This window comes from Stenotrophomonas nitritireducens (assembly GCF_001700965.1).
GTDB lineage: Bacteria > Pseudomonadota > Gammaproteobacteria > Xanthomonadales > Xanthomonadaceae > Stenotrophomonas > Stenotrophomonas nitritireducens_A.
Genome location: NZ_CP016756.1, coordinates 1,513,418 through 1,526,022, shown reverse-complemented (window position 1 = coordinate 1,526,022; position 12,605 = coordinate 1,513,418). Strand labels below are relative to the sequence as shown.

Sequence of the window (12,605 nt, the reverse complement as noted above, 5' to 3'; positions counted from 1 at the left end):
ATGCGGCTCTTGGAAACCGGGCTTTCCGAGGAGTCATCATGGCGAAGATCAAGCTCACCAAGTCCGCAGTTGATGCGGCACAACCCCAAGACAAGGCCATCGAACTGCGGGATACCGTGGTGCCCGGCTTCCTGTGCAAGATCACCCCGGCGGGCCGCAAGGTGTTCATGCTCCAGTACCGCTCGAACGCGGGCGAGCGCCGCAAGCCCGCCCTGGGCCAGTACGGGGAACTGACGGTCGATCAGGCACGCACAATGGCGCAGGAATGGCTGGCCGAGGTGCGCCGGGGCGGCGACCCGAGCGCAGCCAAGAATGCCGCCCGCAAGGCACCGACCATGAAGGAGTTTTGCCACACTTTCATGGAGGACTACTCCAAACAGCGTAACAAGCCCAGCACGCAGCGCGGCTATCAGGGCGTCATTGACCGCTGCATCATCCCGATCATGGGCCGGATGAAGGTACAGGACGTGAAGCGCCCTGACGTGGCGACGCTGATGAAGAAGCTGGCCTACAAGCAGGCGGAGGCCAATCGCACCTTCGGCGTACTGCGCAAGATGTTCAACCTGGCCGAAGTGTGGGGGCTGCGCCCGGACGGCACGAATCCATGCCGCCACGTTCCGATGTACCCACCTGGCAAGGAAACCCGGCTCATCGTGGACGATGAACTGGTGCGGATCTTCCGCCAGTTGGAGCACTTGGAGGCGGAAGGACTGGAGAGCTACGTCATCCCGCTGGCAATCCGCCTGCAATTCGAGTTTGCCGCCCGCCGCTCCGAAATTTGTCCACTCGAATGGGATTGGGTTGATCTGGAAAAGCGCCGCGTTGTCTGGCCCGACAGCAAGACCGGCGGTATCTCCAAGCCCATGAGTGAAGAAGCCTATCGGCTACTGTCTACCGCGCCTCGCCGGGAAGGTTGCCCCTACGTCCTGCCGTCGCCGAACGATCCGACCCAGCACATGACCCACGGTGAGCATTACGGCGGCTGGACGCGCGTGCTCAAGGCCGCTGACGTTCCACACGTTGGCACGCACGGCATTCGCCACCGGGCGACGACAGACATTGCCAACTCGGGCGTGCCAACCAAGGTGGGCATGAAGCTCACAGGTCACAAGACCGTGGCGATGTTTATGCACTATGTTCATACCGAAGACAAGCCGGTGCGGGAGGCGGCCGAACTGGTGGCGAATCGGCGGCTGGCGATTACTGGGGCATCCCGTTCCATGGAGGCATCAGCATGACAAGGAAGACGCCTGCGGCAGTGGGGAAACCTGCTGCCGTACCGGCCGGCTATGCCGGCATCCACGGTGGCATTGTGGAACTGCTGGATGCGGCGCGCCGGGCAGCGGCGCGCAGTGTCAATGCGTTGATGACGGCCAGCTATTGGGAGATTGGCCACCGAATCGTCGAAGCCGAGCAGAAAGGCAGGCGGCGGGCCGGTTACGGCGAGCAGTTGATGGAGCAGTTGTCCGCCGATCTGACGGCCCGATTCGGGCGTGGCTTCGGTGTCAACAACTTGGAGAACATGCGGCGTTTCTTCCTCGCATACCCCCAGCCTGAGATTTCCCAGACACTGTCTGGGAAATTGGGAAATGAGTCGCCTGCCGAGAAATCCCAGACAGTGTCTCGGAAATTCGACCTCTCCGAACTGGCCCAGGTCTTCACCTTGCCGTGGTCGGCCTATGTCCGGCTGCTGTCGGTCAAAGATGACCATGCCCGTCGATTCTACGAGACAGAGGCGTTGCGCGGCGGCTGGAGCGTGCGCCAGCTCGACCGGCAGATCGGCAGCCAGTTCTACGAACGCACGACCTTGTCCAAGGACAAGGCAGCGATGCTGGTCAAGGGCTCGGTGGCCAAGCCCGAGGATGTCGTCACGCCCAATGACGCGATCAAAGACCCGTATGTGCTGGAGTTCCTCGACCTCAAGGATGAGTATTCGGAATCCGACCTGGAAGCGGCCTTGATCCAGCGGCTGGAAGACTTCCTGCTGGAACTGGGGGAAGGCTTCACCTTCGTTGGGCGGCAACGTCGGTTGCGCATCGATCAGACCTGGTATCGGGTTGATCTGTTGTTCTTCCATCGCAAGCTGCGCTGCCTGGTCATCATCGACCTGAAGCTAGGCAGTCTGACCCATGCTGACGTGGGCCAGATGCATATGTATTGCAACTATGCCAAGGAGCATTGGGCCTATGCGGATGAGAATCCGCCGGTGGGCCTGATCCTGTGCGCAGACAAAGGCCATGCCCTGGCGCGGTATGCGCTAGATGGCTTGCCGACCAAGGTGATGGCAGCCAACTATCGGACGGTACTGCCGGATGCCGAGTTGCTGCAAAAAGAGTTGGAGAAGACGCGGCGCCTGCTCGAATCGCGCGGAGCGCTTTCCCTCAAGGACGACAAGCCATAGTCGTGCGTTCCGGCGTTTCGCCGTCGTGCTCGCGGGCTATGCCCTGTGCCTCGTGCCGAATCACAGCCATTCGGCGCTGACCCCTTGACGCCTCCGGCCTGGATCGTTGATCCGGGCCTGTGCATGCTGCGCACTTGCCAACGGCGGGTGTGTGGCTGAGTGGGGTGTAGGCGGTCTTGCTGTTCCCTTCACCGTATCACGGCGTTCTCGCCGTCAATGACTGCGCGTGCTCGCACGCTTGCGGCCTGCCGGCCGTCTTCGATCCATGACTGCTTGCGCTGCGCCGTGCTGGCCACGGTTCCGGGCAATTCCGCCCGAGCAACCGGAGTACGATCATGTCGCAACTGTCCTTTTCCTCATCCGATTTTTCGCTGTTGGTGCGCGACGCACACGGGCGCTATCTGCCGGCGTCGGCCGACGACATTCTGGAAGCGGCGCGCCACGTGATCGACCGGAAGATGCAGCGCGGTGCCGAGTTCACTTCTCCGGCGGCAGTCAAGGAGTACCTGCGCACCAAGCTGGCCGGCTTCGAGCATGAGGTATTCGCGTTGCTGTTCATGGACACGCGCCATCGGCTGATCGAATACCGGGAGATGTTCCACGGCACCATCGACGGTGCTTCGGTGTATCCGCGCGAAGTGGTCAAAGAGGCTCTGCGGCTCAATGCGGCAGCGGTGATCGTCAGCCACAACCATCCGAGCGGGAACCCGGAGCCAAGCGCTGCCGACCGGGCGCTGACCCAACGGCTCAAGGAGGCGCTGGGCCTGGTCGATGTGCGGGTGCTCGATCACGTCATCGTCGCGGGCAGCGCCACGGAGTCATTTGCCGAGCGAGGCTTGATCTGATCCTGGGGCTTCGGCCCCTTTTTGCTTCGACAAATGGAGGTGAAGGAAGGGGCCCCACTGAGTGTGTGGATGCAAAAGTCACCGAAGCGACTTCTGCACCGCTCAAGCACCGCCCCGTACTTCCTGCCATTGCTGACCATACGCATGAGTCGATGCTGAATGGCGCCCTTGCGAGAACCGGCTTCAGCCACTGGTGAACCAGTAGAAGATGAGGGGACACCCTTCCTTCGAGGGGAAGTGTAACCTAATACGCCTGCTTCAGCTCCTTCTTCTCTAAAGAATTGAGGAGATCAATATCCTTCCAATCCACTTGCGCATGGCTTGTACTAATACCTGCCAAAAATACCTGAAAATCCGCTTTGCTGGGCTGGGTAAATTGAAGGATTTTAAATAGGCTTTTTATCCAAGTGGTCTTTTGCTTATCAGGCACGTAGGGGCACGAAAGGAGATCGAGTAGGAGGTGGGCTTTTTCGCTATTCATCAAAATATCAGAAAGATCGGATAGTTTTTCCACTGCCGCATCCAAAAGCTTCTTTCGCAACCCTTGGTACATGTTGGAATCTCGCACATAGAACAGAGAGGCAACAATGGTAAAGTATGTCAATTTTCCCGCACTAACAAAAAGCTCATCAATAATCTCTGGTGGCAACAGGTGATTATCCCCCAGCTCCCGCGTTGCTAGCGCGATATTAAATGATTCAAGATGTACAAATCCTTCAATATCGCTGGCATGTTTCATGCCACATTGATCATGCAGTAACGAGCAGGTTAGATCGAAAATCTTTTGGTGTACGGTTGGATATCCGGCGGATAGATGTTTCTTGCTGAATCGTGCGGCCAAAATCAAGGATGTACTAAGTTTGTACGACGCACCAACCGAGGGAGCAACACTGTAAAGGAAGAACAACACATCGAGCAGCACAACAAACGCATCAACATATCCACTATCTTGGATGGCATCAGAGGGATCATCATGATTCACCAGCCTCTTGACTCGCTCAGTAATTACTGAAATTAAGAACGAGGCAATCTCATCGTAGGTCGCGTCATTTGAATGACATAGAGCCTTCACTGAGTCAATGTAGCTTTTGGTTAATTTCCACGTGTTATGAATTTCTCTGGGGCTGAGCACCCCCATCCCAGTTTGATCCAGAAACTTGTCAAAAAATGAATTGGCTTGTTGCCCAGCATCATAGACAAGCCTTGCCTTGGATGAGGAGAACGGCCTCCCTATGCATGTTGACTTTGCTGTATTTGTATGAAGATTGAAATCAATTAGAACGTCTGCATACTTATCATGAATTCTATTCGCAATGGACTCATTTCGAGCAAATATAAAAACATCATCTACGTAGCGTCGAAATTCATAGTCCTGCTTGAATTTTAAATCCGCTAGCGATTGAATTACCCTTCTATCAATTTCCTGAAATAGTATCTCAGCAAATACCCGGCTCACCTCAGGCCCTATTGGGATTCCATTGGTTTCATTATGATTCCCGTGACGAATGACCCCATCAAACTCTTGGGCAAAGGTCGAGGAGACAGAGACATGCGATTTTGTGAAGGGCTTATCCTTAACTGCCCAGGAAAGGCAGTGTGTATAGATACTGTCAAAACATTTTGTGACATCAAGCGTCTTTAAAAAAGAAAACCTCTTCTCCAGTGCAAGATAATCTCTCGAGTTGAAGAATTTATACAGACGGTCATATCCTCGATACGAAAAAAATGAGGGCGCATGCTTGGCATATCTATCGAGACCATCGAGAGCGATGGAGCCGGTTTTGTATTTATTAATATTTTCCCAGGAGCTTTTTGAATAAAAGCTGCTTGCAACCGTTTTTGGCGCGCGGATAGATGCCGGACTTATTGAGCAATAATGAATTATTAGTTGCTCATATTTTTCATAGAAGATCCTGGCTTTCCATTGAGAAGCTGGATGCAATAGAGCAAGACGCCGAAAGCTCTTTGAGTCCTTCTTGATTTTATATGTATATGGTATGGTCGAGTTTGGTGGTTTACTGACCCCCTCATACAAAACCAGAGATTTGATGACGGCACGTTGCACGTGTCCGACGCTATCTAGGGCGGCAATCTGATCATAGAGACCATCATTTGAAAAAACGATTGGGGTTTCAAATGGGGTAGTCTCAGTAATAAGAACCCTGTTGTAGTCGCTGCGACGAATTCTATTTTTCTTCATTTTATCGCCCTAGTAAATCCAGCAGCTCTGGATCTGAGATATTCTTGTCGCCGAGAAGTGAACGAAGCTGCGGCTACTGTGCCCCTTTGCAAAACTTCGCGTTAGCAATTGACGTTTCTGATGCGCAGAAAGCATTACATTCGTTATCGGAAAAACTCGGCCATTTTTCGAGAGCACTGCATTTCTCAGAAATCTATCCAATTCCTTCAGACCGGCAGCACCTTCTGATACCAATGGATAGCTATGATATATTCCAGCGATTTTCTTCCCGCCAGCTTTCGGGTTGTAAACACTGAAATTCTGCGTCAAAAATGCTACGCGATCACGGAGTAATCCCCAGTCATTCGACTTGGCATAGCTTAGAAATGATCGAACAATTCTTGTTTTCATTCGTTTGATCTTTTTCCTTGCAATATCCACGTGGACTTTTCGATAAAGCTCCCCATCCTTCGTTTTTCCCGCTTCCTGTTTCGTGGGATTTTTGACCAAAAACTGATACCCAAGATAGTCGAACTGAAGGAGGTTTGGCGCGATTGCGGAACTTTGCTTTTCCACCCTGGCCGCCGCTGCGACAATATTTTTCTTATCTGGATTTAATTCAAGTCCGGGAGGAAGCCAAGTGCACAAATCACGCAGAAAATCTTTCTCCTCCTCTCTTGCCGACGAGACAATAATTATGTCATCGACATAGCGAGAGTAGTAAAATGTATTGCTGGCCCAGCGTACCTTCTGATCGAAATCCCGCATCAAAATTTCCGATAGGACAGCACTAATAGACAGCCCCCTTGGTACGCCACGGCCTCCAATTGCAGCATGGGCGTTAAGCAGAGACTCGATTAGTTTTCTGCTATGCGGACTCAAATTCTTGATGCTGGTAACAGCATCAAGGACATGATCCTTCTGGAAAGACTCGAAGAATGATCGAATATCCAGACGATAAACCCGATAGGGAACTCCTTCTTCTAAAAGGAGCTTGAGGTTTTTGACGATCTGAGATCGCCCATCCACGGCTAGTGAAGTACACCTCTTTAAGTTCAGTCGAAGTTTTCGCTCCACCAGCTCGTCTTGATGTCTGGCCAAGCGATAAACAGTTTTCCCTTTAAGAGGAAAGCCTGTCAGAGGTGCGGATGGGGGATCAAAATGGGAAATGGCAGATATAAGTGCTTGACTGAGGAGCTGGTCTCGCAAGGCAGCTTGACCAGCAGCAGGAACCCCGAGGAAATCTCTCTTCCATAGCACGCGTTCAAGCGTCTTGATACAAAAAGATTGATCGAATGAAGATGACCTCGACATCTACTCCTCCCCTTACTTCAAATCGTTAATCAAAAATGCAGCCTAGTACGGATGCCCGTGTCTCATAAGCCGATGTCACTTCATCGCGAAAATCAATAGCGTGTACAAATAGATATTAAGCGAAACACATGCTTGCGTCTCCGCTTCGCAGACCGCGCTGCTCCAGGTTCGCTATTCGCTCATCCCTGACGGGACTGGCTATCGCCAGCCTTCCACATCCCTGACGCCTCCGGCCCGGCTTCCAGCTTCGGGCCTGCGCGCTTCGCTTGCGTGCGGTCGGCACACAGGGATGGCCGTTGCCTTGTCCAGCCGTCTCCCCTGACTTCATCACCTTGCTCGCGACTGTAGCCCGCGGCCGTGTGCCGTCAAGGCGCGCAGGGCCGTGTCCTCGGCTGCGCCTGCGGGCCGCACCAACCCTGCACTTGTTTCCTTGACGGCCCCCGTCCGCGCGCTCCTGACCGTCGCGGGCGATGAACTCAGGAAAGACGGTGGCAACAGGGCCAACCGGGTTCCTCGTGCCGACCGCACCGAACAGCCGAAAGGCTGGGCTCCGAATCTAGGAATCCGGTGTGCGGTTTGAACAGCAAACCCTTTTCGTCAGGAGCAATGCCATGCAACTCGCATCCCGATTCGCTTCCCGTTCCCCGTCGCTGCGCAGCGATTACCCGCTGTCCGATGACCAAATCCGCCGTGTGGCCCCGTCCATCTTCGCGGACGCCCCGCACGAAAGCCGTTCCGAGCGGTACGCCTATATCCCGACCGCCGCTGTGCTGGCGGAACTGCGCAAAGAAGGGTTCCAGCCCTTCATGGTGGCGCAGACCCGAGTGCGCAACGAAGACCGCCGCGACTTCACCAAGCACATGATCCGGCTGCGCCATGCCAACCAGATCAATGATGCAGAAGCCAATGAAATCGTCCTGCTGAACTCGCACGACGGCACCAGCAGCTATCAATTATTGGCTGGCCTGCTGCGCTTTGTCTGCCAGAACGGATTGGTATTCGGCGACACCGTGGCCGATGTGCGCGTACCCCACAAGGGCGACGTGGCCGGGCACGTCATCGAAGGCGCTTACGAAGTGTTGAGCGGCTTCGACCGGGTGAAGGAATCCCGCGATTCCATGCGCGCCATCACCTTGAACGATGGCGAATCCGAAGTGTTCGCCCGCGCCGCGCTGGCCCTCAAGTACGACGACCCCGACAAGCCCGCACCCATCACCGAATCGCAAATCCTGATGCCGCGCCGCTTCGACGACCGCCGCCCGGACTTGTGGAGCGTGTTCAACCGCACGCAAGAGAACCTGACTCAAGGAGGCCTGCGCGGGCGCAGCGCCAACGGACGCCGCCAGCAAACCCGCCCGGTGCAGGGCATCGACCAAAACATCCGCCTCAACCGTGCGCTTTGGCTGCTGGCCGATGGCATGCGCCAGTTGAAAGCCTGACCCCCCCACGCGGCAGGGGCAGGCAGCAGCCCTTGCCGCTTCTCTCGCTGCTGCATCCCAACCGCTAGGAGTTATCACCATGAACGCCGTTACCCAAACCGAAACCCGCGCCATCGAAACCACCGCCGCGCCGCTGGAAGTGGCTGACCCGACCAAGAACCTGATTTTGGTTCCGCTCTCGCAGTTGCTGCCGCGCCGTTCCAAGCGCAACGCACGCAAGACCCCGCGCCTGTCCGTTCCCGAACTGGCTGCGAGCATCGCCCGCATCGGCCTGCTTCAAAACCTTGTCGTTATCCTCGCCGCCGATGGCGAACAATACGAAGTGGTGGCCGGCGACCGCCGCTTGACCGCATTGAAGCTGCTGGCGAAGAAGAAGCGCATCGCCGCCGACTTTGAGGTGCCTTGCCTGCTGGTGCCGGACGCTTCGGCCCGTACCGTCAGCCTCGCGGAAAACCTGCTGCGCGAGCAGATGCACCCGGCCGACCAGTTCGAGGCGTTCGCCGCACTGGTCAAGGAAGGCCGTCCCATCGAAGACATTGCCGCCGACTTCGGCGTGTCCCCGCTGGTAGTGCAGCGCCGCTTGAAGCTGGCCAACGTCTCGCCGCGCCTGCTGGCCGACTACCGGGCTGGAGCCGTCACGCTGGAACAGTTGATGGCCCTGACCATCACCGACGACCACGCCGCGCAGGAAGCCGCGTTCTACTGTGCGCCCGAATGGCAGCGTGGCGCATCCGTGCTGCGCGAACGCCTGACCGAACGCGAAATCGACGCCACGCATCCGCTGGTGCGCTTCGCCGGGCTGGACGCCTACACGGCGGCGGGCGGCGGCCTCCGCCGCGACCTGTTCGCGGAAGGCGATGCCGGAACCTACCTGACCGACGCCGTGCTGCTGGAAACGCTGGTGCGCGGCAAGCTGGATGCACTGGCCGGGGACGTGCGCGCCGAGGGTTGGGCGTGGGTCGAAGCCGTGCCGCACATGAGCTACGCCGAGCGGCAGGCGTTCCAGAACGCACCGCGCCAGCGCCGCGAACCGAGCGCCCGCGAAGCCCGCCGCATCGCATCGCTGCAAACCCGCCTCGATAAGATCGACGCCGAACTGGAAGAAGCCTATGACGCCGAGGACGAGGACAAGACCGAGGCGCTGGAACCGCGCCGCGAACAGGTCGCCGGGGAACTGCAAGCCGTGGAGCAAGCCTTGCAGGGCTATGCCCCGGACGTGCGCGCCGTGGCCGGTGCCATCGTCACCCTTGACCGCAGCGGCGAAGCCGTGATTCATCGCGGGCTGCTGCGCGAAGCCGAAGCCAAGGCGCTGCGCACGCTGGAACGCTTGCGGCAGGGGTTCGGCAGCGCGGAAGGCGAAGCCGGGAACGACGACGAAGGCGAGGACGCCGAGCAGCCCAAAGCCGCGAGCCTGTCCGACCGGCTGGCGCAGCGCCTGAGCGCGCACCGTACCGCCGCGCTGCAAATCGAAGTCGCCCGGCATCCGCAAGTCGCGCTGGCCGCGCTAGTGCATGGCATGGTGCAGACCGTCTTGCAGGACAGCCACTACGGCCGCGACCTGCCGCTGGGCGTGCGCCTGACCGTGCAAGACCGGCTGGAAGGCATGGCCCCCGACTGGCCCGATTCGCCTGCCGCCGTGGCCCTGCGCGAGTTGCAGCAGGTTGCGGGCGAAGCGCTGCCGCAGGACAGCGCCGAACTGTTCGGCGTGCTGCTGGCGATGGAGCAAGGCGAACTGGTGCGGTTGCTGGCGGTATGCGTGGCGGCGACCGTGGACGTGGTGACGTCCCGCGCCACGGCGCACCAGCCGGGCGCGGAACTGGCGCAGGCCGTGGGACTGGACATGGCGGCATGGTGGCAGCCCACCGCCGAAGGCTACTTCAAGCACGTTTCCAAGGCGGTGATTCTGGAAGCCGTGGGCGAGTTTGCGCCGTCGCACGCTACCCGGTTGGCGAAGTTGAAGAAGGCCGACATTGCCAGCGAGGCGGAACGGCTGGCCGATGGCACGGGCTGGATGCCCGCAGTGTTCAAGAGCGGACACGACACGGAGCCGCAGGAAGATGCGCAGGACGTGGATGCGTCGGAAGATGCCGCCGACGAAGTGGAGGCCCACGCACTCGCCGCGTGAGGGTGCAGCATGGCCCCGGCGTGATGCGCCGGGGCTTCACCAAAACCGGGCGCGGTAGGTCTGCCGCGCCCGGTTTCAACGTCCACAGCAAAATCGCGCCGTCGCCGCCTTCGACCAGGCGGCGACGGCGCGCGCGCAAGTGTATTGCGCGCGGTACGGCGATCGGTGCCCGCTGGCGCGGGCAAGGTTTCGATGGCTCCCCGCCGCAATGGGCGGAGCTTGTGGGGCTACGCCCCGGCTTGCTGCGGCAGGTTGTGCCAAGGCGTGCCGTCCTCGACGCTGGCGGCTCGCGCCTCTACGTCACGAAGGGCGGTTCACCGACACGCCGCCCGGCCTTGCCTATGGAACTTCCACGCCACGCCTCAAGTACGTCGCCGCAAGCGGCGGCGGGGGCGTTCTCGCCTGTCGTTGGGAGATTGACCTTGCCCGCGTCAGAGCACAAGCCAGTGCAGCCGTCACGCGGGGATGCCGAGTTGGCCACGTCTCCATTCGGGAGCGGGCGGCCGGTGCGTCCTTGGCTTGTCGTGAATCCTGGCGAGGGAACGGCTGCGCCTTGGGCTTCATGGCCGCAACCTTCCAGCGAAAACAATTTCCCCTGCGCTGCGCGCATTCCTCGCGGCAAAAATTGTTTTCGCTTCCAGGTTCTCCACGGTGTTGCGACCGCTGCGCGGTGCGGCCAGCCCATCCCCCGCCGGCCGGATCACAACAAGGACGCACTGGCGCGACCTTGTTCAACCCGAAAGGAGAAACATCATGGCTAACATCGGCACCTTCACCGCAGAGAAAGACGGCTTCACCGGCACGCTTCGCACCCTGACGCTCAACGTCAAGGTCAAGCTGGTTCCCAACGACAAGGGCGACACCGAGAACGCCCCCGACTTCCACCTTCAGGCGGCCGGCCACGAGATCGGCGCGGCGTGGAAGAAGACCAGCCAGGCCGATCGTCCGTACCTGTCGGTTTCGCTCGATGACCCTTCGTTCCCGGCGACGGTCTATGCCCGCCTGATCGAGAACGAGGACGGCACGCACGACCTGATCTGGTCGCGCAGCAAGCCCAAGGCGGCCTGACGGCCGCCCACCGCGCCCCGCCCATTGCGGCGGGGCGCAACTCTATGCACGCATGACCTTATTCCAGTCGATGCTATGACCGGCAGCTTCAAGCTCACGCGCAAGTGCCTGTTTCCAGCCCCCGCCGCTATCCATCGTCTCCCAAACGACACCGGCGAAATCGCTTGGAATTTCCACCGCCCCGCGTTTGAGAGCACATACCTTGTCTCTGCCCAGGCGACCAATGAAGTACCCCAACTCCAAAAGCACGTTCTGACGGGCTCTGGGCTCAGGCGTTCCTCCTTTTACGCAGCCCTCATCGTCTGGCGTAAGCAGAACTACTGCGAAACCAACGTCACTGTGAGCAACCACTTTTTCGATAATCGTTCGTCCTTGGTTAGCCTGTTCGTGCAAGATGATGGCTTCAAGCCCGATTCGCTCAAGAAATCGTGCCACTGTTTCACGAGCACCATCATCGTGACCATGAACAATAAAGACCTTACGCGAAAATTGAGCTTTTAACATGGCATCCGTGCTCCCCTTGGCCTGGATATAACTCTTGTAATCTCGCACAAAGGGAATGATTAGCTGACCAGTAAGTGCGTGGATTCCAGCAATGACCTTTTTTCCGGAATAGAAAAAATGGTGTCCGAAGTTGGTAGCGTAGCCGGGATCTGCCGCCAGCTTTTCGATTAAAAGCAACGTCAACCCCAGCGCCTGTTTGGGCTCATCTGGCCAAGCAAGCTGGGCGCTTCCAACCATGCTGCCCCCGGTCTTTTCACTTTCAGCGATGAACGCCTCAACGTCGAGACCTTCCGTGAGCTCGGCGTTGTATGGCTCAAGGTCGGGATGTCGTAGCAGTTGAGCCAATTTTTTGAGAGGTCTTTCGTACGTTTGAAGCTGTGAGGACTGCAAGTCTAGAACTGCATTGTTTATTTCCGAGAATAAGTCTTTAGCCATCACTCATCCCCGTCCGACTTCAATCTAGCTTCGGCCGCTTTTTCAAGAATACTCTCCCGATACTTTTCCTTCATTTGTTCTGCGAGAGGGCCAACGATAGGGTTCGAAGAATATTCCCCTAAGCGCTCGTCGATCATTCGATTGACCGATTGAATTGCGCCCTCAATGCTGGCGGGATCATTTGGATCAAAGTTTACGACTCCCAGTTCGCCGTCCAACTCGCTCAAGGCGCGCTGCGCATCTTTCAGGTTTTTCTGAAGCTTATCCAGTCCGGTAATTTTGAACACGACTCACC

Annotated in this window: 10 protein-coding genes; 6 read left to right on the top strand and 4 right to left on the bottom strand. The window is 57.8% G+C overall.

Going from position 1 to position 12,605, the window contains the following annotated elements:
* Positions 1 to 38: 38 nt before the first annotated feature.
* The 3 genes from BCV67_RS06440 to radC all read left to right on the top strand — a co-directional run bounded on the left by BCV67_RS06440 (position 39) and on the right by radC (position 3,246).
* Entirely contained in the window at positions 39 to 1,238 is a 1,200-nt protein-coding gene (locus tag BCV67_RS06440; protein ID WP_014861257.1) for a tyrosine-type recombinase/integrase, read from the top strand.
* On the top strand, positions 1,235 to 2,401 hold the full coding sequence (locus tag BCV67_RS06435) for a PDDEXK nuclease domain-containing protein (protein WP_014861256.1): 1,167 nt from the start codon (positions 1,235 to 1,237) through the stop codon (positions 2,399 to 2,401). Before BCV67_RS06440 ends, BCV67_RS06435 begins: the two co-directional genes overlap by 4 nt.
* 335 nt (positions 2,402 to 2,736) lie before the next feature.
* Complete coding sequence (gene radC / locus BCV67_RS06430) at positions 2,737 to 3,246, top strand: RadC family protein (protein ID WP_014861255.1); 510 nt, start codon at positions 2,737 to 2,739, stop codon at positions 3,244 to 3,246.
* A 244-nt stretch (positions 3,247 to 3,490) separates the two neighbouring features.
* On the opposite strand, the gene drt3b is transcribed toward radC, so the two are convergent.
* On the bottom strand, positions 3,491 to 5,446 hold the full coding sequence (drt3b, locus tag BCV67_RS06425; RefSeq protein WP_014861254.1) for an antiviral reverse transcriptase Drt3b: 1,956 nt from the start codon (positions 5,444 to 5,446) through the stop codon (positions 3,491 to 3,493).
* 9 nt (positions 5,447 to 5,455) lie between these two features.
* Entirely contained in the window at positions 5,456 to 6,739 is a 1,284-nt protein-coding gene (gene drt3a / locus BCV67_RS19475; RefSeq protein ID WP_082746510.1) for an antiviral reverse transcriptase Drt3a, read from the bottom strand.
* 611 nt (positions 6,740 to 7,350) lie between these two features.
* On the opposite strand from drt3a, the gene BCV67_RS06420 reads away from it, so the two are divergent.
* The 3 genes from BCV67_RS06420 to BCV67_RS06410 all read left to right on the top strand — a co-directional run bounded on the left by BCV67_RS06420 (position 7,351) and on the right by BCV67_RS06410 (position 11,371).
* Positions 7,351 to 8,178 carry a DUF932 domain-containing protein gene (locus BCV67_RS06420; RefSeq protein ID WP_014861252.1) on the top strand — a complete coding sequence of 276 codons (828 nt, stop codon included), beginning with the start codon at positions 7,351 to 7,353 and terminating at the stop codon, positions 8,176 to 8,178.
* 79 nt (positions 8,179 to 8,257) lie between these two features.
* Entirely contained in the window at positions 8,258 to 10,303 is a 2,046-nt protein-coding gene (locus BCV67_RS06415) for a ParB/RepB/Spo0J family partition protein (protein WP_024537634.1), read from the top strand.
* A gap of 753 nt (positions 10,304 to 11,056) precedes the next feature.
* Entirely contained in the window at positions 11,057 to 11,371 is a 315-nt protein-coding gene (locus BCV67_RS06410; protein ID WP_014859397.1) for a DUF736 domain-containing protein, read from the top strand.
* 42 nt (positions 11,372 to 11,413) lie between these two features.
* Here the strand turns inward: BCV67_RS06410 and BCV67_RS06405 are convergent, their stop codons facing one another.
* Positions 11,414 to 12,310 (bottom strand): TIR domain-containing protein, encoded by an 897-nt coding sequence (locus BCV67_RS06405; RefSeq protein ID WP_062166963.1) that lies wholly within the window; start codon positions 12,308 to 12,310, stop codon positions 11,414 to 11,416.
* Positions 12,310 to 12,597: a hypothetical protein gene (locus tag BCV67_RS06400; RefSeq protein WP_014859395.1), complete on the bottom strand. Its 288-nt coding sequence runs from the start codon at positions 12,595 to 12,597 to the stop codon at positions 12,310 to 12,312. The genes BCV67_RS06405 and BCV67_RS06400 overlap by 1 nt, the downstream gene beginning before the upstream one ends.
* Between the last annotated feature and the right edge of the window lie 8 nt (positions 12,598 to 12,605).